Source organism: Aliiglaciecola lipolytica E3, from assembly GCF_000314975.1.
Lineage (GTDB): Bacteria > Pseudomonadota > Gammaproteobacteria > Enterobacterales > Alteromonadaceae > Aliiglaciecola > Aliiglaciecola lipolytica.
Genome location: NZ_BAEN01000049.1, coordinates 186,020 through 208,644 on the forward strand (window position 1 = coordinate 186,020; position 22,625 = coordinate 208,644).

Consider the following 22,625-nt stretch of genomic DNA (forward strand, 5'->3'; position numbering starts at 1 on the left):
ACTAACTGTTATAACGCCGGAGAGGGAATTCCGGCACGCTTCTTATCCACCATAAATAATCAAAACGTCTGTTTTTGGTTATTCTAATCGCCAAATGCTTCAAACAACTTGACCAAGTTACTGTTACTTTCCTTTAGTCATCCGTTAATGTGCCAGCAACTATGGCAATTTAGTATTCAACCGAATAAATGCATGGGCGCAATCGCGCCTAACTATTTAAGGAGAAAACGGGTGGTTAGATTTTTCGGTATTAACTTGGTCGTGGCAAGTACGTTAAGTTAATTGTTATTCTTTGTTCAACTGATCTCTGCCCAGCAAGTTTTATCATATGTTTTGTTGGGACTAGCCACCAGCGTAATCTCTACCTGGCTTTATACCAAATTGAATCAAAGAGCAGAAAAGTCGCACAGTGAACCCGCTCAATAAAAGTTAAGCCGAAACAATCTTTGCATAGTTTATTGCATTTGTGACAATTTCACGGTAGCGTTTGATTTAGTTGACTATTTATCGAGCAAATGAAATGGAGTTCTGGCAGGAGCTTAAAAGACGGAATGTCGTGAAAGTGGCGATCGCTTACCTAACTTTAGGCTGGCTGATCGTGCAATTTACTGCCATTGCTGTACCCGCACTAAATCTTCCCATTAGTCTTAATAGTATCGTATTTTATATTATTAGTATTGGTTTCCCGATTGCCTTGTTTTTAGCGTGGGCATTTGAGTTAACGCCTGAAGGCGTCAAAAGCACGATCAATGTAAAACAAGACGAGTCTATTGCTAAAAACACTGGGCGAAAACTCGACTTTTTAATTATTGGCTTGCTGTCCATCATCATTATTTATTTGGTTGCAGCGAATTATATTTTCGATGGTAAAGAAGACCAGCAACAAACAACACAATCTATTGCAGTATTACCCTTTGTGAATATGTCATCTGACGCAGAGCAAGAGTATTTTTCTGATGGAATATCCGAAGAACTACTTAACTTACTAGCACAAATTCCAGAACTTCAAGTGGCAGGGCGTACGTCTTCTTTTGCGTTTAAAAATAAAAACGAAGACTTAAGGGAAATTGGCGATGCGCTAAACGTTAAGCACATTCTCGAGGGCAGTGTGCGTAAATCTGGAACAAAATTGCGCATTACGGCGCAGTTGATACAAGCCGATAACGGCTACCATTTATGGTCAGAAACTTACGATCGTGAATTGGCAGACGTGTTTAAAATTCAAGACGAAATAGCCCGCAATATTGTCGATGCGCTGAAAGTGAAATTAGGCGCTGACGATATTAAAGTACTTAATAATCAACCCACAACAAACCTTGACGCCCATGATGCCTATTTGCGTGCTTGGCCGCTTTATCATGAAAGAGATAGCAAGGGTTTGTTAACGGCTATTTCACTATTTAAACAAGCCACAAAACTTGATCCGCAGTTTGTGGAAGCCTGGGCAATGTTAGCGGATTCTTATGCAATGCTATATATCTATGGGGAGCAAGAAATTACAAAACAACAAGTTGCCGCTGAAATGGGACGCTGTTTTGTTAAGATCCTGCAAATAGGCAAAACCACTTGGCATGTGCACTCCGCGATTGGCGTTTATTATTCAACCTTTACGGAATATTCCGAAAATGAAAGTTACTTGCATGCGCTGGAGCAAGCACTAGCATTAAACCCTAATTCATCCTTAGTGTTAGCAAGATTGTATAACTCAGTTGAGGTAATGCCGCTAACCGAACTCACTTCGGAAATTGTTGACACTTCCTATGTGCGCGCGCAAAAAGCGTATCGGTTAGATCCGCTCTCTTGGGTGGTGACTGCTAATCTTGTTACGTCACTTATGGCTCAGGAAAAGTATGAAGAAACGGAACAACTGCAGCTAAACGGCAATAATAACATTGATATTGAGGAGTTCTTTTTAGTAAATGTGGATTTGTTAGGGCGAATAAGTGAGCGTCTAGCTATTGATTTGAAAACCAACTCTACTAATATGCGTAATCGCTTTTCAGTGCTTAGAAGGCTAGCGACTTTGCAGCTCTGGGAGTATAGCAATAGAATTCCTAAAGCAGGTATTCCCGATCAATACCTAACTTTCATTAATTTTCAGCAACAACTTAGTCAAAATGCGACTTTTGACATGCAGCGATATTATGAGCAAAGCCGTTGGGAAGTCGATTTAGACGGCTCGTCTATTGCCCGCGACTATTACATATTTTTAGCGCCACAACTAGATGTTGAGTTTATTCAAAAAAATAAACTGCATTTGCAAAATGCGGCTGACGCCTATTTTAAAAGTGGTGCGTATTCTTTCACTCTGAATTTGATTGGGATTGCAAATAGCTTTCGTATCAGTGGATTAGCCGATGAAGTTACGAAAATTAACGGTCAGCTAGAACAAATATTCGACGTCTGGGATGAACTAAATTTTTATCCCACCACTAGAGATACCTTCAAATCAATTTGGTTAGCAGAGCAAGGCAAAACAACTGAAGCGAATACATTATTGAAATCACTAGACATAATAGATTATTACGTGTTGGACAGTTTAAAATCTTTACCTTCTCGATACGCTATTACCGAGACACCCGCCTATAAATTAATAATTGAAAATTATAACGATTTACTTGATGTAGAAAGAGCCGAATTTGAACAGCGTTGGCAAGAGCTAGGCTTAGATATACTCCCAGAGGTTAATTAACCTGAACTTGGCTTATGCAAAGCCTGAAAGCGTTATTTAGTCCTTTTTCAGCTCTTTTACCTTAATCTCTCAACTAATTGTTTAATAAATAGCACTTTTATTCCTTTCTAGGTTGCATTCCAAAGCCATATCAGTATAATTCGGCGGCCTTGATTTTCGGTGTCTATGATATCGAATAACAAGGCAAACAAGTTAACAGTAACGCTATTACGAGTTTGAGGCATTTATATGGTTACTATTCGTTTACAGCGTGGTGGCGCTAAAAAGCGTCCATTTTATCAAGTAGTGGTTGCAGACAGTCGTCGTGCACGTAACGGCAAGTTCATTGAGAACATTGGCTTTTTCAACCCAACTGCACAAGGTCAAGCAGAGCGTTTGCGTTTAGATCTTGAGCGTGTTGAGCATTGGGTAGGACATGGTGCAACTTTGTCTGAGCGCGTTGCTCGCTTGGTAAAAGATGCAAAAGTCGTAGCTGCGTAAGCACTACAAAAATTGAGGTATAGATGAGTCTAGCGTCTGACACAATAGTGATTGGCAAAATCGGAGCACCTTATGGTGTAAAGGGTTGGGTTAAAATCACTACCTATACTGATGAAACACAAGGTGTGTTTGATTATTCACCATGGCTTTTGGGCGATGGTAAAAAAGAATACATTGTTGACCTCTGGCGAACGCACAATAAAGGCGTTGTCGCGAAACTAGTTGGGGTGGAGTCTCGGGATGATGCTGAAAGTATCAAGAATCTGGAGATTTTCATTAAAGCTGAACAGCTACCTGAACTGGCCGATGATGACTATTACTGGCGAGACCTAGTCGGCATGCAAGTGATAACCGAAAATGGTTATGACTTGGGTGTAGTGAAAGAACTGTTTGAAACTGGCGCGAATGACGTAATGTTAGTGAAAGCCAATTCAAATGATGCTTTTGGTCAAAAAGAACGCATGTTGCCATTCTTGCGCGAGCAAGTGATTAAAGTGGTTGATATGCAGGCGAAGACAATCAAGGTTGATTGGGATCCTGGGTTTTAAATGAACCCGCCAAAGCCAGAACAAGAATCAATTTCTTGTGAACAGCGTTGGTTTGGTGTGGTAAGTCTGTTTCCAGAAATGTTTGACAGTTTTACCCAGCAAGGCGTGACAGGACGAGCGGTGAAAAACCACTTGTTAACGGTAGAGTTCTTTAATCCAAGAGACTTTACCAATGACAAGCATCGAACTGTTGATGACCGCCCTTATGGTGGCGGGCCTGGAATGCTGATGATGGTTCAGCCTTTAACAGACGCAATACACGCTGCTAAGAAAGCAGCGGGTAAACAAACAAAGGTGATTTACCTTTCACCTCAGGGAAAGAAGTTAGACCAAGCCGGTGTGAAGGCATTGTCTGAAAATGACAGCCTGATATTTGTCGCCGGACGTTATGAAGGTATCGACGAGCGAGTCATACAATCACAGGTCGACGAAGAATGGTCGATTGGTGATTATGTGCTTAGCGGTGGAGAGCTTCCTGCGATGGTACTAATGGATGCGATATCGCGATTTGTGCCAGGTGTATTGGGGCATGAACTATCAGCAGAACAAGATTCGTTTACTGATGGTTTATTAGATTGTCCACATTATACTCGGCCAGAAAGCTTAGATGGTCGCAATGTTCCTGAAGTGTTATTAAGTGGAAATCACCAAAAAATTAGGCAGTGGCGGTTACAACAGTCGCTAGGGAGAACCTGGTTACGACGCCCTGAATTGTTAAATGACCTAGCTCTGACTGAGGAGCAAAAGCGACTTTTGGAAGCATTTCAAAAATCGTTTTCGCAGCAAGATGACAGTTAATCTAGGATGAGAGGATATGATGAGCAAAATCAATTTAGATATCATCAAGAAAATTGAACAAGAACAGTTAAAAACTGATCTTCCGTCTTTCGGGCCGGGTGACACAGTTGTTGTTAAAGTACGAGTTAAAGAAGGCGACAAAGAGCGTCTTCAGGCTTACGAAGGCGTTGTAATCGCTAAGCGTAACCGTGGCCTACACTCTGCATTCACTGTACGTAAGATCTCTAACGGCGAAGGCGTTGAACGTGTTTTTCAAACACACAGCCCTGCAGTTTCTTCTATTGAAGTTAAACGTCGTGGTGCGGTACGTCGAGCTAAGCTTTATTATCTTCGTGAGCGTTCAGGTAAATCTGCACGTATCAGAGAAAAGCTTAACTAAGATTTTAATTAATGCGTTATTGTTAACTTGTGAAAACCCGCGAAAGCGGGTTTTTTTATGGCAGTAAGAAAGTTTTATTTAGTGAAAAAATTCACTCGTCATGTGTCAAAATACTTAACAGTTTGTATGTTTATTGAACACTTGCGTACCGTAACTTATTGTAAATTATGTATTTTAATTTTGGTTTACTAATTGCTTGAAGTGTTTTTGTAGCAGCGCAGTGCCAAATGCTACTTTTTAAAAATATGTTTTTTAAGGAAAATCTCATGTTAAAAAAACTAAAAGGTTTAGCACTAGTAGGTGCTTTGACGACGAGTATGGGGGCTTTTGCCGTCCCTATAACTTATATCGGTGCAGATGATGCGGTTTCTTCATTTGCAGATATGGTTAATGCACAAGCGGCAGCGTCTGACTTTTTTGATGTTACAGGTCCAATCAATGTTTTTGACTTTGAATCTGCTATTCCTGCAAATTTAACCGTAACCGGCGGTTCAACAGTAAGCTCTAGTTGTGGTGCTGTATGTGGTTTTAATACCACTGCTGGTGGTTCTTTTTGGCGACAAGTGGTAGGTGGTTCAGTAACCTTCACCTTTTCCGATCCGGTAGATGCATTTGGATTTTATGTAAATGGTCTACAAACTGACTTAGTACCTCAACAAACAATAGAATATGTTGATGGCTCTTCAATCCAACAAATTATTGATATGCCTTCAGCAACTGGTGGTGGCGGCGCTTTCTTAGGTTTTGTTGACTTTGGACAATTGATCTCAAGTGTGACCTTTAATGCCACAAATGACGTTTTAGGGTTTGATGATCTGTATTTTGGACGTTCAGCGACTAATCCTGGTGATCCTAATGAGATTCCAGTTCCCGCTACTCTGTTTTTATTCGGTGCTGGTTTGCTGAGTTTAGGTTTTGCGGGACGTAAAGCTAAAAGCTAGTCTTTGAATTAATCTGTTAAATTAATCCTTCGTATTAAAAATCCGACAACGACTTTTGTCGGATTTTTTGAATCTTGATTATCCAACATTTGCACGTCATTTTGTAAAAACCACACATATAAGATTTATGCTAGTCGTTAACCAATAAACTTATTTTTCTTCAAACCTTTAAATCCATTAGGTTTAATAAGCATTACAAAGCCTATAAGTCTCTAGGCATGTTTCCTGCACGGCCATTACCAAGTTCTACATTTTAATTTATTAATTTGATGAAAAATGTACCGGTAACTCAATATATTATTTGGAGAAGTAAATGAAAAAATCAATAATTGCAGTTTCGTTATCCGCTTTGATTATGTCTGGCTGTGCAACTAACGCGAGTAATACTCAAAAAGGTGCTGGAATAGGTGCCGTGGTAGGCGCGATTGCGGGTAAAGGAACCGGAGATAACGACAAGAGCCGCTATGTATGGGGAGCTGCATTAGGTGCACTTGCCGGTGGTGCCATTGGCGCATACATGGATAAACAAGAAGAAGAATTCCGTGAAGAACTCGCTCAAAGTGGTGTGGAAGTGTACCGAGAAGGAGACAGTATTCGATTAGCCATTCCTGGCAACATTACCTTTGAAACGGCCAAGGCGTCAATCGTCACTGATTTTTATCCAGTACTGAATGATGTCGCCAAAGTCATTAATCGCTATGAAAAAACGCGTTTAAGCATTGAAGGTCACACAGATTCAGTAGGTGACGCAAACTATAATCAACAGTTATCCATGCAACGGGCCAATAGTGTGGCAGCTTACTTAGAATCAAACGGAGTGGCAGTGAATCGCTTACAAACGGTAGGTTATGGTGAGTCACAGCCGGTTGCCTCTAATGACTCTGCTAGTGGGCGACAGCAGAACCGCCGTGTAGAGCTGCGAATCATCCCTATAAAATAATTTAGTGTGATATTCGTGAGGTTGACAAAAATCGGTTTCATTTGAAGCCGATTTTTTTTGATGCGTTTATAATAGCGACTGATTAAAATAGGCTAATCAGCTAATAATAATTAGAGCATAAATGTATTTAAATAAAGAATGGAGAATACTGACTATTGGTGATGGTGATCTCTCTTTTTCCTGGTCTATTTTCAATGATATTGGTGCAAAGCATATTTCAGCATCAGTGTTAGACAGCATTCCCGAATTGACTGCTAAATATCAAGATAATCAGTTAGTAAATCTGCATGCTAATCAAATTACAGTATTTGATCAGTTAGATATTTTAAACCCAAGCAGCTTTTCTCCAACTTTGTCTAAGTCGTTTGACCTCGTTATTTTTCAGTTCCCCTTAATTCCTAGTTTTAGCAGTAAAGCAGAATTTGATTCAAAAGGTAAATTCGATAAGAACACATTAAACCGGCAATTGATTTGGAGTTTTTTATATCAATGTTTTGATTTTTTCTTAGATCCCAATGGACAACAACTGGCGTATATTACTTCTAAAGATGTTAAGCCTTATGCCCATTGGAATATCGAAAACCTTAATCCGTTTCCTACTAAGATTGCTTTTCTAGGTTGGATGCCATTCGCTCAAGCTAAATTTCCGAGCTATCAATTGCGCAATGTTGATCGAGACAAGGTGTTGAAGTCAACCGCTAGTAAAACCTACGTTTGGGGCAAGGCAAATCAAGATTATGCAGAGCTGAACCTCAAGCAAAGTCCTAAATTTTTGGCCAACCACTGTGACTTATGTGGCAAAGGTCCTTTTACCCAAGAGATTGATAGGCAAATACATCAAGCGTCATTTGCACATCAACGGTTAGCTAAATATGAGCGGCTCTGGCAAAATTTTTTGGACGATAATCATGTTCAATAATATTAAACTTATTCGCCAGCTTATGCCTATTTATCATTGCCAATGATTCGAACTCAAGAATCAATTCATTTACAGTAATTTTCAGATATACAAGGCGTATCTTTATGAGTGAGCTAGACGAAAAGCAGAAAATGTTAATTGGCATGGAATATTTTCCAAGCAATAAGCTGCTACAAACGCAGCGATTGCATGCAAAAACCCGATGCCACCAATTCAACCAATTAGCTCCCAAAGAATTTAAGCAAGGAATGAGATTGCTCAAGGCGTTATTTGGTAGCTGTTATAACTTTTGGATAGAACCACATTTTTATTGTGACTATGGTTTCAATATTCATTTGGGCAAAAATTTTTATGCAAATCACGGAACCGTTATCTTAGATGCAGCGCCAGTTACGATCGGAGATGATGTGCTTTTTGCGCCAGGTGTACTAATTTCAACAGCCACTCATCCGAAAAATCCGCAGAAGCGTAAAAAAGGCATTGAGACAGCTCATGCCATCACCATAGGTCATGGTGTATGGGTGGGAATGGGGGCTAAAATATTACCCGGAGTAACTATTGGCGATAACGCCATCATTGGGGCTGGGGCTGTGGTCAATAAAGATGTTTTACCTAACACCACTGTGGCCGGTGTTCCGGCTATGATAATTGATTCCAATAACCACTCTGACTAACAAGACTTTTGATAAACGCTAACCGTCAACGGAAATAACCTATGCAAGAAATTATCACTACTTTGGAAAATAATGTGCTAACGATTAAATTTAATCGGCCAGCACAAAAGAATGCCATTAATCAACAAATGTATAGTGAATTAGCCGAAGGTTTGAAACGCAGTCTCACAGATGATCAGATTCATTGTGTACTCATTTGTGCCCAAGGGGATACATTTACCGCCGGTAATGATTTAAATGACTTTTTGCAACCTAACGTAACGCAAGAATCGCCAGTGCAGCAGTTTTTACACGGCCTAACTGTAATGAATAAACCCTTGATTGCCGCTGTAAATGGCCAAGCAATAGGTATAGGGCTAACCATGCTGTTGCATTGTGATATTGTTCTAGCGGCAAAATCAGCCAGTTTTACTGCACCCTTTACTAAATTAGGCTTGGTGCCAGAAGCCGCTTCATCTATGTTACTTCCTAATATCGTAGGGCCCGCTGTAGCAAATGATATTTTGTTGGCAGGCAGAACGCTAAATAGCGCAGAAGCGCTAAGCTTTGGATTGGTATCTAGAGTTACCGATGATGAAAATCTTACCGAATTGGCTTTGCAGGTCAGTCAGCATGTGGCAAGTTTGCCTATCAATGCAATGATGAAAAGCAAACAGTTAATCCGTGGGGCGCAGCGGGACAGCATCAAAGCACAGATGGGCAAAGAAAATATTGAATTTGCTAATCAATTAGCATCAGATGAATTTAAACAAGCGGTTGCAGCTTATTTTAGCCGAGCTTAAAAACTGAAAACCGGTATTATTTAATATCCTTACGTTACAATACCGGTTTAATCAAAACACGAGTGATTACGTATTTTGCTACAGAACCTGAGTTTATTGAGCGCACTTGAAGATATTTTATTAACCGACAACGGTGCGAATATTGAATCTCAACCTATCAGTGAATATAGGCTGATCACTAAGCTCCAAAAGCCTCCTTATTCGTTGTTTGATAGCGAAGCACTGCGCGAACCATTAGCTATGTTTCGTTGCCATTTTGTGTTGTTTCATCATTTATATCAACTTCAAAATAGTTGGATTAAACAAGGCAAGGGCAAGTTAACTATTCATACGACAAAAATAGTACTTACCCCTTTAAAGCCCAGCCAACACGTTATTGAATTACCAGATCCACTGAGAGATTATTATCTTGATTGGCAAAACTTTGATAAAACGAATACACAGGATGTTGAAGATTTACTTGATAGCTTCTGGCAAAAGATGGCCTCGGATCCGCAGATCACTTCCCCTCAAGATAAACAATCGGCACTCTCAATTTTAGAGTTAACTGAACCATTTGAGCTAAAAACTTTAAAGCAAGCATATCGAGCGAAACAACACCAACACCACCCAGACAAAGGTGGAGATGCCGGCAAAAGCAAGCAGTTACAATGGGCTTATTATGTGTTGAAAAGAGAGTTTCACTCCCAATAACGATTTCACAAGATTACATTAAAGTTAGCTCGGATTAATTCAAAAAAATGTTATTTGTGCGTTCCCATAGGGTGCTTTTCTAGTTTGTATTTTATTGCTGCTTATTTGCGATAGTGACTTTTCTCGTTTTTCGGCATGAGTATCTTTTCAGCTAAACAAGGACTAACTATTTAATATAATCGTGTAGCAAACGAGCGAATACTGAGGTTTTTGAAAATACCGGTTGCACTGACCTATAAAGGCTGGTAAAAAGTCAAGCCTGTTTCGAAAATTGATATTTAATCATCTGTATTTAAAAGTTTACACTGTTTTTCTTTTTAAGTATTTCATTTATTAGCTGTAGGTAAACCAAGATAGTTATGCAAAAAGATTTAGTAAATAACGTACACGTTAGTGCCGAAGACGTGTTAGTCACACCAGAGCAATTAGCTCAAGAATTGCCAGTTAGTGCAAAAGCGTTAAAAGCGATTGAAGATTCACGCGCAATTATCAGTGACATTATTCATCGCCGAGATCATCGCTTGTTAGTCATCTCTGGACCTTGCTCTATTCATGACATTGAGTCAGCAAAAGAATATGCGTTAAAGTTGAAAGATTTGCATGAGTCATGCAAAGACACTTTGTATATCGTCATGCGTGTTTATTTTGAAAAACCGAGAACCACTGTCGGTTGGAAAGGTATGATAAATGATCCGGCACTGGACGGCTCATTTAATATTGAGGCGGGACTACGTAAAGCTCGCGAATTACTTATTTGGTTGGCCGATTTAGAAATCCCCTTAGCGACTGAAGCTCTAGATCCTATTAGTCCTCAGTATTTGGCCGAATTATTTAGCTGGTCTGCTATTGGAGCTAGAACCTCAGAATCGCAAACGCACCGTGAAATGGCAAGTGGCCTTTCTATGCCCGTTGGATTTAAAAATGGCACAGACGGCAGTCTTGGTATCGCCATTAATGCATTACAATCTGCTGCTTCTGGTCATAGTTTTATGGGGATCAATAAACAGGGTCAGGTGAGTGTAATTAAGACTCAAGGCAACCCTGATGGTCACATCATTCTGCGTGGTGGTAAACAACCTAACTATGATTCAGTGTGTGTCTCAGAATGTGAAATTGAATTACGAAATGCGAATTTACATGCAGGTTTGGTAGTTGATTGTAGTCATGCGAACTCGAGTAAAGATTACCGTCGCCAACCACTAGTAGCACAGAATGTCGTGAATCAGATTTTAGAGGGTAACCAATCGGTTATCGGTATAATGTTAGAAAGTCATTTGAATGCTGGTAATCAAAAAAGTGACGGTAAGCTGCCGAGTGAGCTAGACTACGGTGTTTCCATTACAGATGGTTGTATTAATTGGGAAGATACGGAAGAATTAATTAACCGTTCCAGAGAAAAGCTCATTACTGTATTGCCAATGAGATTAAATAAATTGAAAGATTCTGCTTAAAGGTACTATTAGCATGCCAGAAACTTCTATTTCGCTTGACGAATTGCGCGTTAAAATTGATCAACTAGATAGCCAATTGGTGGATATTCTAGCTCAGCGGGCGAAGTTAACTACACAAGTGGGTGAATTTAAAAGTCGTACTGGTATGCCTATTTATGTACCAAGCAGAGAAGCGGAACTAATTGAAAAGCGTCGTAGCGAAGCGGATGCTAAAGGTGTTCCGCCTAACTTAATCGAAGACCTATTGCGTAGAATAATGCGTGAGTCATACCAAACACAAAATAACCAATACCTATGTAAAGCCCCACAAATTAACAAGATTGTAGTGGTTGGCGGTGCAGGTGCCTTGGGACGTATTTTTGTTGATATGTTTACACGCAGTGGATACGCGGTGACAGTCTTGGAACAAAATGACTGGTTAAACGCTGCAGAAATATTAGCTGACAGTGAATTGGTACTGGTAGCTGTGCCGATTAAACTCACAGAAAAAATTATTTTCAAGTTGGGACCTTTGTTGCCCAAAGATTGTATTTTGGCGGATGTCACCAGTACCAAGTTAAAGCCTTTACAGGCAATGATGGAAAGCCATCCTGGCCCAGTGGTGGGACTACATCCTATGTTTGGCCCTGATGTACAAAGTTTGGTTAAACAAGTCGTGGTGGTGTGTGAAGGACGTCAGGCTGAGGCTTATCAGTGGCTCGTAGACCAAATTAAGATTTGGGGGGCAATTGTACATGAAAGCACGGCTAAAGAGCATGATGACGCCATGGCATTTATCCAAGTAATGCGTCACTTTAGTAGTTTTGTCTATGGTGCGCATTTAGCTGGCGAAGATCCTGAGCTGACTCAATTGGTGGCGTTTAGCTCTCCCATTTATCGCTTGGAGCTGGCGATGGTGGGGCGATTATTTGCACAGGATCCCGAGCTCTATGCAGATATTATATTTACTAATGCTGAGAGTATCGGTTTACTCAAACGATTCCGAGATCGTTTTGATGATGCACTTACATTGCTTGAAAATGGCGATAAAGGCGAGTTTGTTAAGCAGTTTTTTGCAATCGGTCATTGGTTTGGACCTTACGCCAAACAATGTTTGGTAAGTAGTAAGAAGTTGTTATTGAAAGCTGATGACGACCGAGTAATGAATATCGACGAATAGTGCTTTCACAGTTTCGCCTACAAAGGAGAAACTGTGTCTTTTGATCCCACAATGTCTTCTTTATTCGGCTAAAGCATTAACCGCGGCTACTTTTGTGGCATTTATTTCTTCATTAGGGTAACAGCCCAATACTTTAAAATAACGGGTTGTGGCAGCTAATTCCTCTAAGGCTTTTTGCATCGGTCCATCTTGTACATTGCCCTCAACATCGATATAAAACATTTCTTCCCAAGGATTGCCAGCTATGGGTCTAGATTCTAATTTAGTCATATTGATTTGATTGTTTTTGATGATCAATAGCGCATCAACCAATGCCCCGGGTTTTTGCACTGTAGACATCACTAAGGTGGTTTTTGCTGGCACTTGTAAAGGCACTTTAACTACATTTCTAGCCACCACAATAAAGCGACTGTGATTTTCTTTTTGATTGGCTAAGTTTGATTTGATTGCTGTTAAGCCATATAAACTACCACCGGCTTCGCTACCAATTGCAGCGACAGAATCACTATTGATTTGATTGACTGTTAACATGGCAGCAGAAGTACTCTCACAGGGCTTCACTTCTACGTTACCCAATTCAGCGAGAAAATGGCTACATTGAGCAAATACCTGCGGGTGAGCGTATAACGTACTTATTTTCGAAATATCGGTTTCTTTTGCCACTAACATCGCATGTTTAATTGGATGAGTTAGCTCACCAATAATTGACAAGCTGGTATGTTGCAATAAGTCGTATACTTCATTAATGCTACCAGAGGTGGTGTTTTCTATCGGTAATACAGCATAGTCTGCGTGGTTTGATTCTACTTTTTCAACGATTTCTGCAAAACTTGAACAACCTATTTCTAATACTTCGCCAGCGCGTCTAGAAAAATACTTTTGTGTAGCTAAATAGCTGTAAGATCCCTTGTCGCCTAAAAAGGCAACCCGATTCAAAGGTAAACTGCTTCCAGGATTCGCGCGCTCCGCCAACAATGCTTGTTGATTTAACACTGAATCTTCAATAATTACATGGAATATTTGAGTGACATAGTGCGGATCAAGACCATATTCTTGGCCCTTTTTAATCAATCGAATTAAAAGCTGCTCTTCGCGTTTATGATCTCTTACCGGAATTTGATTACGGATCTTAGTTTCTGCGACGCTATTGGTATACTGTTGGCGCTTAGCTAACAACTCCAACAACTCTGAGTCCAGTGCAGTAATTAGCACCCGTAATTCTTCTAATTCTAAAGTCGACATGTTCTTCACTTCAAATAAACTAAAAACACAAAACCTCCAGTCACTGGAGGTTTTGAACAATGTTTTCGAACTTATAAATTCAATGCAATGTTGTCAATCGCAAGTTGGTATTAGATATTGCAGAATTATATTTTTAGCTGCCTAACAAAGTCGCCAGAATCTTGCGTACTTCTTGCGCCTCGAAAGGTTTATCGCACAGAGCGTTAACGCCGGTTTGTTGAATATTTGCCATGTGTGCACTATCTGCCGCTTCAGAAGTCACCATAATAATGGGAATATGTGATGTATCGGGATTAAAGCGAATGTATTCAGAAAGTTCACGTCCGTCCATTTCTGGCATATTGTAATCAGTGACAACGAGGTCATATACGTTGTCTTTCAAGAATGTCAGTGCCATTGCGCCATTCTCAGCTTCTTGTATATTCTTTAACCCCATCCCTTCTAAAACTCGATGGATATGATTTCTTGCTAAGCGACTATCGTCCACTAATAGCACTCTAACGTCATTGATATCAAACAACTCTAAATCTAATTCTTCTGAATTAATTAAATCCAAAGTTGCGTTCAACGCTCGTGACAAATGAACAGGCTTAAATGGCTTGGGTAAAATCGCTGCAACACCAGCTTGTTTAAATTCTTCTAGTTTAGCCACGCGATTTTCGCTGCTGATAAGCATAAAGGGAATGGTGGCAGTTTCAGCGTCACTCTTAATATGTTTAAGCAGATCTAAACCGGTACCATCTTCAAAATACATGGCACTGACTACGACGTCACTACTATGGGATCTGAGTGCACTTTTTGCCTCGGCAAGGGTGGAGACCGAATCTACAGATCCTACGTTTTCTTTGATTAATAATGACGAAATTATTTTGCGCTGCGTATCCGAAGGTTCAATCAAAAGAATATTAACGTCGGTTAACGATATGTGGTTCATATACGATCCTGATTATGAGTGAGGGTGATTAACCGCCAGCTAGTTTGACTGTTAAACCTTTCTTTTCGAGAAGTAGTTTGATTTTATCGCGGTTATCACCTTGAATTTCAATTAGATCTTGTTTGACTGCACCACCTGTGCCACAACTTTTTTTCAGTTCTGAACACAAATTTTTCAAGCCATCCTGGGGTAAATCAATGCCATCTATAATGGTAACGCCTTTACCTTTTCTGCCTTTAGTTTCTCTGCGGATCCTAACAATACCATCACTTTTTTTGGTTTTCGTTGGGACGTTTTGTTGTGGCTCTATTCGCCCGACACCAGTGCTATATACAAGATTATTTTGCGACATAATTAAACTTATTCATGCTATCTAGACGCTTCAGTTTAGACAAATATTGCTAGCATTAAAACCAATACTCAAGGTTCTTCTCAGACAAATTTAGATAAAGATAACATAATGCCTAATTTTCAACCTAAGCTTGATAATAATAGTTGCCAAATCTTTTCGGTATGCCAAAGTAAGTAACTAATTGAACAATAACTAGTTGATGGAGAAATGAATGAGTTTGGAGACCCGTATCTCTGATGACCAAAATGTGCTGACAATCTACATGGAGGAAAAGTTTGACTTCGGTAAAGTACAAGAGTTTAGAGATGCATATTTACACATATCTGATTCGGTAAAAACAATCGTAGTTGATTTGAGTCATACGGAATACATGGATAGCTCAGCATTAGGCATGTTACTTAATATGCAAAAAATTATGGCTGAGAGAATTGAAACCTTTAAGATTGTAAATTGTCGTCCGCAAGTTGTGAAAATTCTAAAAATTTCACGTTTCGATAAAAAGTTCGATATGAGTTAGTAGAGCTAATACATTGCGTATTCTCATAGTTGACGATGAATCTTTAAATAGATTCTTGTTAGTTCACATGTTAGAAGAGGCTGGTTACACTGACTGTTTCGAAGCAGAAACGGGCAGGGAAGCCTTGCAGCTGGCTGAAAAAATCAAACCTGACTTGGTGCTCTTAGATGTCATCATGTCGGATATGGATGGTTATACCGTAGCGCCTTTATTAAAAAAAATGGCAGGTGACATTTATCTTCCGGTCATTTTTATAACTGCAAAAGACGATCAAACTGCACTGGTTAGATGCCTTGAAGTAGGCGGGGATGACTTTGCTACTAAGCCGTTCGACCGCATAATCCTGACGGCAAAGATTAGAGCTCATGCGCGCACAAGATTATTAAGTAAACGTGCCCACCAACAAAATACTGAGCTTAATTATTTTCGAAATGGGGTCGAACGAGAACACGCAATTGTTGAACATATTTTTGCCAATGCGCTTACCATAAATGATGCTACCAAACAGTTCTTTGACTATCGGTTGGCTCCCGCCAGCACCTTTAATGGTGATTTATTTCTCATCGAGCCTAGCCCATCAGGTGGCATGTATTTTTTGATGGGAGACTTTACAGGTCACGGACTGGCATCGGCTATCGGTGCTCTGCCGGTTGCTAGGGCATTTCAGGCGATGTCAAGAAAGGGTGTTTCAGTTTCTGAAATGTCTAAAACCATTAATAAAACCTTGCTAGCGTTATTGCCAGCGGACATGTTTTTCGCCGCGGTCGTCACGGAAATCTCGGCATCGGGCCATCAATTTGCCGTTTGGAATGGTGGTATGCCGGATTTATCGGTTATTGCACCTGATGGCACAGTCACAAAAAAATTCACTTCCTTGCATATGGCGCTAGGCATTCTCGAAGCAGATGAATTTGAAGAAAACGTTGAATATTTCGATGCAAAGCTAGGAGATCGTTTAATCGGTTATTCAGACGGGATAATCGAATTAACTAACGTCAAGGAACAAATGCTCGGTGAAGAAGCCGTGATGAGTTGGTTGGCATCTGATCCGACAATGACGGTAGAAGAAATTAGCCATCGAACTGAGAAATTTAGAGGCAATGCAGAGCAACTAGACGATATCACACTAATCAGTTATACCTGCCAAAGCCTATCTGAGTTAAAACCCGAATTTGCTACTACTCAGCTACCCTTTGAGATTGCGGTTGACTTAACGGCAGAGCATTTAACCGAGTTTGATCCCGTCTATGACATTGTAGTTATGGTATGCAGTCAATTAGGGCTACACAGCGTGCGTTCCGATTTATCTACAGTATTAAATGAGCTTTTTATCAATTCATTAGATCATGGAATTCTGAAATTAAATTCAGACATTAAAAAAACTACAGAAGGCTTTTTTGAGTATTTCGAATTACGCACCCAACGTTTGTCTGAACTGAATCAGGGGCGCATAACCATAAAGATTAGCTTTGAACCTAAACTTAAAGTGCTAACTATTCATGTTACCGACTCAGGCGTTGGTTTTGATTATGAAAGCATAAAATCAGGACATGACTCAGACGCTTATGGAAGAGGAATCCCATTGATTAGAGAGCTTTGTGAAAGCGTGAATTACTATGCTCAAGGTCGTTCTGTGTGTGTGACTATTAAGGTGTAAATAATGATAACAATTAGGCAAGCTTCAAAAAGCGATGTAAGCGCTTTGGTTGATTTCAATCAAGCAATGGCATTGGAAACAGAAGATAAAAAATTAAATAGTGACGTCCTCACCGCTGGAGTTTCTGCGTTAATACTTGATAAAACCAAAGGGTTTTATTTAGTTGCTGAGCAACAAAATGGAGAAATTGCAGGTAGCTTGATGGTGACTTTTGAATGGAGTGATTGGCGTAATAGTCAGTTTTGGTGGATTCAAAGCGTCTATGTACGTCCGCAAAATAGACGAACAGGTATTTATTCAATGCTGTATGAAAAGGTCAAAATGCTCGCCGAAGATACCCAAGGTGTTTGCGGATTCCGGTTATACGTGGAACATGACAATCAGGTGGCCCAGGAAACCTATAAAAAACTAGGTATGAAGGCTAGTCATTATTATATGTTTGAAACAGAAAATTAACCTAAGTTGGTAACTGGTAGAAATGCTTAATTTTGGTCAGCAAACCGAAATGCTAGGGTACTCAGCCCATAAGTCTTGATTTATTAATTAATGTAATCATAGTTTTAGCAAAGCATTAGCAACATTGGAGCAGATATGTTCAAAGCATTGAATGAATGGTTTCAACAAAATTTACAGCAACAATCCGATACTTCCGAAAAGCACACAGTTGAATTAGCAACCGGCGTATTGTTATTCGAGATCATGCGGGCTGATAATAAATTTGAAGCCGCAGAAAAAGAAGCGTATCAGACACTTCTGAAAAATCAATTTGACTTGTCTGAAAGTGAGTTAAATAGTCTGGTCGAACTGGCCTCTGAACAAGCAGAGCAAGCAGCAGATTTTCACCAATTTACACGAATAATTAATGCACATTGTGACGTGTCAGAAAAGTTACAGATATTAGAATCACTGTGGCAAGTGGCCTATGCCGATAAACATCTTGATGTCCAAGAAATTCATTTAATACGACGTATCTCCGATTTATTGCATATTCCGCATAGTCAGTTCATACAAAGTAAATTAAAAGTCATTGATAGCGCCTCTTGAAACCGCATAAATACTAGGTTGTCATTGATTGAAGACATGCTAACCTATTGAAAGTTATGGAAAATATATTGGCCTCCACAAGGGTGTTGCAAATAAGGAACGGTCGGCTGGCTGCTTCCTTACTGTTTATCATCAATTTCTCGTTAACATACTGAAAACGCTAGTTAAATTAACTCTGGCATAATTCATGTTATAGCAATGTGATGTAACTGTGATGGCTGTACTGGTTCCTACAGCTTATTAAGGATGATCACGGCGAAGATGATTTATGATAACGGTTTTGTTATTGGCTGCGATGGCGTTTGCAACTAACTATAAATCATTCTGAATGCGTTGACGCATTGCATGGCATGGAAGCCACTTCCTTTTTTGCTAAATTGTTCAAATGGAGATTGGTTTATGAAAACGTTTATTTCAATGGGATTAATGTTTGCAGCGGTGATTTTTTTGCAATCTATGCTCGGTACTTCGGCATACGCGCAAACCGATTTGATTGCTGAAATGGATTTAGATGAAGACGGTATGATAAGTATTCGAGAAGCCGTTGCTGACCCAAATTTGTTAGCTGCATTCGGCAAAATTGATACTAATGGTGATGGCAAAATAAGTTCTGATGAGCTGTTAGAAGCGAACTTATCCAGACAGATTGACAAAAAAGCCTAGATTATTGACACCCGTATTAACTAACTTTCCCGTTACGATTTTGCCTCAACATTCTGGTTTCTGTGGCTCTGAAGCCGTGTTACCTCCCCGTGAAACCGCTTGTTGAGGTTCTTTAATTAAATGACTTTATTTCTTTGGTTCCATTTACGCCATTGTCGTAGGATACTGCCAGTTTGAGCGATGTTTTTTGAGATATGAAAATGCAAATTGGTTCGTTGCGACAACTTACTTTAATCAGCTTTCTGATTGCACTGATCCCACTTGCTGTGTTGCTCTGGCACAGCCAAAGTACCCTGACCAAAATGGCGCAAATAGCGGCTAGTGAAGCACAGTTTTCAGTGACAATGGCGCGTCAAATTGGTGATATGGAAAACATCGCTATTGATGTCGAACGATTGATACGCCAATATCACGTACTCAAAAAACCTGAACTAAAACAACTTACCGATAATTATATTGATAGGCTTGAAGAAAAGTTAGTCAATGTATGTGCTGAATTGCCTAGCGAGTATGTGTGTTCAACATTGCAAAAACGTATCGCTTGGTTTGAAAACAATGGTCAAATCGAAGACAAACTATTGTTAGATGCACAACTCGCAGAATTTCGCCGCTCTATTGAAGATTTACAAAAACAAGTTGATTCTCTTTTAGACGAACGAATTAAACAGCAACAAGATTATGTCAACTCGGTACAACAAACCCAAGCCTGGTCAACCGCACTATTAGTGACGTTTTCATTGCTATTAATTATCTTCGCCAGTCAAATTATCCTTTCACCTGTGTCTAAAATTGAACGAATAATCAGTGATATTGCTAAGCAATCAGAATCCCTCCCTAAAATTTCTACTTCCGGACCAAAAGAATTGATTGAAGTAGAGCATAAATTACATTGGTTAGCTGAACGTTTAAATCAATTAGAACACCTTCGCCATGCGCTGTTACGTCATGCTTCTCATGAACTCAAAACCCCCTTGGCAAGTATCAAAGAAGGTTGTTCTTTATTGTCTGAGCAGGTAGTGGGAGCACTTAACGAGCAGCAAAAAGAAGTGATTAGTTTGTTAACTAGCAGTACAGAACGTTTGAATCTACTTATTGAACAATTACTTGACTACAATTTGCTATTGCAACAGGCTAAGCCCGTGTATGAAAAAACAGACACAAGTAGTTTGCTGAAAGCGGCATTGATTGACAATGCACTGGCAATACAACAAAACAAAAACGAAGTGAATGTAGATAATCAAGTGATAAATATTACGGTGGATCCAAATTTATATAGACGAATTATTGATAATCTTTTGTCTAATGCATTAGCCCATGGAACCATGGGGCGACCTATAGATATTAAGCTTTATAAACAAAGGGATATGTTGATTTTGGATGTGGCAAATCGAGGGCGAAAAATACCTGCTGAAATACGAAAATCATTGTTTGAACCGTTCAAACGAGGTGAGCACAGGCGCAACGACAGAGTGATTGGATCTGGATTAGGTTTGTCTATTGTTGCAGATTGTGCACGAATGATGCATGGCACAGTTGAAATAGTTGATGTTGATTATGCAGACGTCTGTATGAGAGTAAGCTTGCCACAAACTGAGGTGGCAGCATGAAAAAATTACATAGCATAATTGTTTCTGGCGTTTTGATGTTAACGGGGTGCGAAATTTTAGCGCCAAAACCTATTCCTGTAACTGAAATCAAACCACCGGAAAAAACACAGTTTTGTTTATTTAACGCGGATATGGCAGTGGAGAAGAATTGCGAGCTGACATATTGGTTGACGTATTGGGTAGAGCATGACGAATTGTCTTGGCCGAAGCGCAAAGAAATGATTGCTCAGCTAGGTAACACATCAGGTGAACTGATGAAAAAGGTGCTGCTTAGCCAGGGAAAAGGAACACCTTATCAAAATCGGTTGCGCGCTCAAGGTTGGGCTGACGAAATACTACCGACGTTAACTGAGCAAATGAAACAACTGTTGTTTGTACTTGTATATAAGCCAAGTCAGGAATTATTGGAATTTGAATCTGCGCTGACAATTCTAACGCGGATAAACACGAATCAGTCAAAAGAGCTCGATATACAGCAGCAAAGATTGTTCGAACAACAGCAACAAATCGATCAATTATTAAAAATTGAGGCATCTATGATGGAGAAAAAAGAGGGGATTAACCAATGAGTAAGTCAGAAGCAAGCGCATTACCACGTATTTTGTTGGTAGATGATGACGAAAACTTGTTGCGTTTGATGACCATCAGATTACAAGGTGAAGGTTATCAGGTCGCCACAGCAGAAGGAGGTAAAGAAGCTTTGCGGTTGCTCAATACACAAAGTTTTGATGTGGTGTTAAGCGACTTGCGCATGCCTGGTTTAGATGGCTTGAGTCTATTTGAAGAAATTGTTTCGCTTCGCCGTGACATTCCAGTCATCCTCATGACTGCTCATGGCACAATTCAAGATGCTGTAGAAGCTACCCAAAGAGGTGTGTTTGGGTTTCTAACCAAGCCCATCGATCATGATGCACTTAGAGAATTACTGGTTAAAGCAGTAAGTCAAAGCCAAAGTGCGCAAAATGGTACTTGGAGCGAAGAAATAATTACTCGCTCTATGCAAATGGAGCAACTGTTAGATCAAGCATTTAGAGTAGCAAAACGCGATGTAAGTGTATTGATAAGTGGTGCTAGTGGTACAGGTAAAGAACTGTTAGCCAAGGCCCTGCACAAAGCTAGCAACCGAGGTAGTAAACCTTTTGTGGCGATCAACTGCGGTGCATTGCCAGAAAACTTGTTGGAATCAGAATTATTTGGACATGCAAAAGGTGCGTTCACCGGCGCGGTAAATGAACATCAAGGTTTGTTTCGTGAAGCTGATGGTGGCACGCTTTTCTTAGATGAAATAGGTGATATGCCTGTGCCATTACAGGTAAAACTGCTACGAGCACTGCAGGAGCAACAAATTAGACCGGTTGGTAGCAGTAAACAAATACCAATCAATGTGCGCGTTATTTCAGCGACACATAAAAATCTCGCCAAAGAAATGCAAGAGCAAAATTTTAGAGAAGACTTATATTATCGACTCAATGTCGTGAATTTAACCTTGCCATCGCTCAGAGAACGCTCCGAAGATATTCCATTGCTTGCGCGTTATTTGTTAGCAAAAAGCGCTGAAAGGCATGGCGTAAATGTTAGTCGCTTCTCTGATGATGCAATGCAGTTATTGGCGACTGCACCTTGGCCCGGAAACGTAAGACAGTTAGTTAACGTGGTTGAACAATGTGTTGCTTTAACACAAACATCAGTTATTGCCGCTCATTTAGTTGAACAAGCACTATCGGCTTCAGAACAAAAATGGCCAACATTAACTGAAGCACGAGATGCGTTTGAACAGAATTATTTGCTCAAACTATTAAAAATGACAGACGGAAACGTTACCCGTGCTGCTGAACTAGCTGGTCGTAACCGAACTGACATGCATAAATTAATGAAAAAACACGACCTACACTCAGGTGATTTCAAACCTGAAGTTGCCTAGCGTGACTCAACCACTCTCTCGTCTTGGCTGCTGAGAGAGTGGCAATTTCCTTCGAATCAATAGCCGAAAGTGCATACCTACTACATTTTTTATAATCTTACAGAGAAATTATGCGTTCATCGCTGTGCATTGGCAGGGATTTGTTTATACTATGCGGCTTTTCAATCCTTTCGGATTTTATCAATAATTTTTAGCTACGCGCCTCAGAGAAACAAAATTTAGGGGGCGGTAC

General features: G+C 40.0%; 24 protein-coding genes. 21 read left to right on the forward strand and 3 right to left on the reverse strand.

Annotated elements, in window-relative coordinates; translation table 11 throughout:
• Window positions 1-520 precede the first annotated feature (520 nt).
• From GLIP_RS21475 to tyrA, 13 genes are all read left to right on the forward strand, one after another.
• Window positions 521-2,692 carry a hypothetical protein gene (locus tag GLIP_RS21475; protein ID WP_008845072.1) on the forward strand — a complete coding sequence of 724 codons (2,172 nt, stop codon included), beginning with the start codon at window positions 521-523 and terminating at the stop codon, window positions 2,690-2,692.
• A gap of 228 nt (window positions 2,693-2,920) precedes the next feature.
• Window positions 2,921-3,172, forward strand: coding sequence for a 30S ribosomal protein S16 (gene rpsP, locus GLIP_RS12840; RefSeq protein WP_008845074.1), 252 nt, complete (start codon window positions 2,921-2,923; stop codon window positions 3,170-3,172).
• A gap of 23 nt (window positions 3,173-3,195) precedes the next feature.
• On the forward strand, window positions 3,196-3,720 hold the full coding sequence (rimM, locus tag GLIP_RS12845; RefSeq protein ID WP_008845075.1) for a ribosome maturation factor RimM: 525 nt from the start codon (window positions 3,196-3,198) through the stop codon (window positions 3,718-3,720).
• On the forward strand, window positions 3,721-4,518 hold the full coding sequence (gene trmD / locus GLIP_RS12850) for a tRNA (guanosine(37)-N1)-methyltransferase TrmD (protein WP_008845076.1): 798 nt from the start codon (window positions 3,721-3,723) through the stop codon (window positions 4,516-4,518). It begins immediately after the preceding gene.
• A 19-nt stretch (window positions 4,519-4,537) separates the two neighbouring features.
• Window positions 4,538-4,897 (forward strand): 50S ribosomal protein L19, encoded by a 360-nt coding sequence (rplS, locus tag GLIP_RS12855; RefSeq protein ID WP_008845077.1) that lies wholly within the window; start codon window positions 4,538-4,540, stop codon window positions 4,895-4,897.
• A gap of 266 nt (window positions 4,898-5,163) precedes the next feature.
• Window positions 5,164-5,838 (forward strand): hypothetical protein, encoded by a 675-nt coding sequence (locus GLIP_RS12860; RefSeq protein ID WP_008845078.1) that lies wholly within the window; start codon window positions 5,164-5,166, stop codon window positions 5,836-5,838.
• A gap of 313 nt (window positions 5,839-6,151) precedes the next feature.
• Window positions 6,152-6,778 carry an OmpA family protein gene (locus GLIP_RS12865; protein ID WP_008845079.1) on the forward strand — a complete coding sequence of 209 codons (627 nt, stop codon included), beginning with the start codon at window positions 6,152-6,154 and terminating at the stop codon, window positions 6,776-6,778.
• A gap of 121 nt (window positions 6,779-6,899) precedes the next feature.
• Entirely contained in the window at window positions 6,900-7,697 is a 798-nt protein-coding gene (locus GLIP_RS12870; protein ID WP_008845080.1) for a Rossmann-like fold-containing protein, read from the forward strand.
• Window positions 7,698-7,801: 104 nt separating this feature from the next.
• Window positions 7,802-8,371 (forward strand): sugar O-acetyltransferase, encoded by a 570-nt coding sequence (locus tag GLIP_RS12875; RefSeq protein ID WP_008845081.1) that lies wholly within the window; start codon window positions 7,802-7,804, stop codon window positions 8,369-8,371.
• A 41-nt stretch (window positions 8,372-8,412) separates the two neighbouring features.
• Window positions 8,413-9,153, forward strand: coding sequence for an enoyl-CoA hydratase-related protein (locus GLIP_RS12880; RefSeq protein WP_008845082.1), 741 nt, complete (start codon window positions 8,413-8,415; stop codon window positions 9,151-9,153).
• 96 nt (window positions 9,154-9,249) lie between these two features.
• A complete protein-coding gene (locus GLIP_RS12885) occupies window positions 9,250-9,846 on the forward strand; it encodes a DNA-J related domain-containing protein (RefSeq protein WP_052154982.1) in 597 nt (198 codons plus the stop codon).
• 359 nt (window positions 9,847-10,205) lie between these two features.
• The gene (locus GLIP_RS12890; RefSeq protein ID WP_008845084.1) at window positions 10,206-11,297 is read left to right on the forward strand and encodes a 3-deoxy-7-phosphoheptulonate synthase; all 1,092 of its coding nucleotides are present in this window, start codon (window positions 10,206-10,208) and stop codon (window positions 11,295-11,297) included.
• Between the two features lie 13 nt (window positions 11,298-11,310).
• A complete protein-coding gene (gene tyrA / locus GLIP_RS12895; RefSeq protein ID WP_008845085.1) occupies window positions 11,311-12,456 on the forward strand; it encodes a bifunctional chorismate mutase/prephenate dehydrogenase in 1,146 nt (381 codons plus the stop codon).
• A gap of 60 nt (window positions 12,457-12,516) precedes the next feature.
• Here the strand turns inward: tyrA and pheA are convergent, their stop codons facing one another.
• The 3 genes from pheA to yciH form a co-directional block, all read right to left on the reverse strand.
• Window positions 12,517-13,698, reverse strand: a complete 1,182-nt coding sequence (gene pheA / locus GLIP_RS12900; protein WP_008845086.1) for a prephenate dehydratase — start codon at window positions 13,696-13,698, stop codon at window positions 12,517-12,519.
• 133 nt (window positions 13,699-13,831) lie between these two features.
• Window positions 13,832-14,632: a response regulator gene (locus GLIP_RS12905; protein WP_008845087.1), complete on the reverse strand. Its 801-nt coding sequence runs from the start codon at window positions 14,630-14,632 to the stop codon at window positions 13,832-13,834.
• A 28-nt stretch (window positions 14,633-14,660) separates the two neighbouring features.
• Window positions 14,661-14,984: a stress response translation initiation inhibitor YciH gene (gene yciH / locus GLIP_RS12910; RefSeq protein ID WP_008845088.1), complete on the reverse strand. Its 324-nt coding sequence runs from the start codon at window positions 14,982-14,984 to the stop codon at window positions 14,661-14,663.
• A 211-nt stretch (window positions 14,985-15,195) separates the two neighbouring features.
• Here yciH and GLIP_RS12915 point away from each other — a divergent pair, with 211 nt between their 5' ends.
• From GLIP_RS12915 to GLIP_RS12950, 8 genes are all read left to right on the forward strand, one after another.
• Entirely contained in the window at window positions 15,196-15,501 is a 306-nt protein-coding gene (locus GLIP_RS12915; protein WP_008845089.1) for an STAS domain-containing protein, read from the forward strand.
• 13 nt (window positions 15,502-15,514) lie between these two features.
• A complete protein-coding gene (locus GLIP_RS12920) occupies window positions 15,515-17,158 on the forward strand; it encodes an ATP-binding SpoIIE family protein phosphatase (protein ID WP_040522830.1) in 1,644 nt (547 codons plus the stop codon).
• Window positions 17,159-17,161: 3 nt separating this feature from the next.
• A complete protein-coding gene (locus tag GLIP_RS12925) occupies window positions 17,162-17,614 on the forward strand; it encodes a GNAT family N-acetyltransferase (RefSeq protein WP_008845091.1) in 453 nt (150 codons plus the stop codon).
• A gap of 135 nt (window positions 17,615-17,749) precedes the next feature.
• On the forward strand, window positions 17,750-18,202 hold the full coding sequence (locus GLIP_RS12930) for a tellurite resistance TerB family protein (RefSeq protein ID WP_008845092.1): 453 nt from the start codon (window positions 17,750-17,752) through the stop codon (window positions 18,200-18,202).
• A 399-nt stretch (window positions 18,203-18,601) separates the two neighbouring features.
• Window positions 18,602-18,865, forward strand: a complete 264-nt coding sequence (locus tag GLIP_RS12935) for an EF-hand domain-containing protein (protein WP_008845093.1) — start codon at window positions 18,602-18,604, stop codon at window positions 18,863-18,865.
• Window positions 18,866-19,065: 200 nt separating this feature from the next.
• Window positions 19,066-20,472, forward strand: coding sequence for a sensor histidine kinase (locus tag GLIP_RS12940; protein ID WP_040522904.1), 1,407 nt, complete (start codon window positions 19,066-19,068; stop codon window positions 20,470-20,472).
• A complete protein-coding gene (locus tag GLIP_RS12945; protein WP_008845095.1) occupies window positions 20,469-21,041 on the forward strand; it encodes a hypothetical protein in 573 nt (190 codons plus the stop codon). The genes GLIP_RS12940 and GLIP_RS12945 overlap by 4 nt, the downstream gene beginning before the upstream one ends.
• Window positions 21,038-22,393 (forward strand): sigma 54-interacting transcriptional regulator, encoded by a 1,356-nt coding sequence (locus GLIP_RS12950; protein WP_008845096.1) that lies wholly within the window; start codon window positions 21,038-21,040, stop codon window positions 22,391-22,393. The genes GLIP_RS12945 and GLIP_RS12950 overlap by 4 nt, the downstream gene beginning before the upstream one ends.
• Window positions 22,394-22,625: the final 232 nt, after the last annotated feature.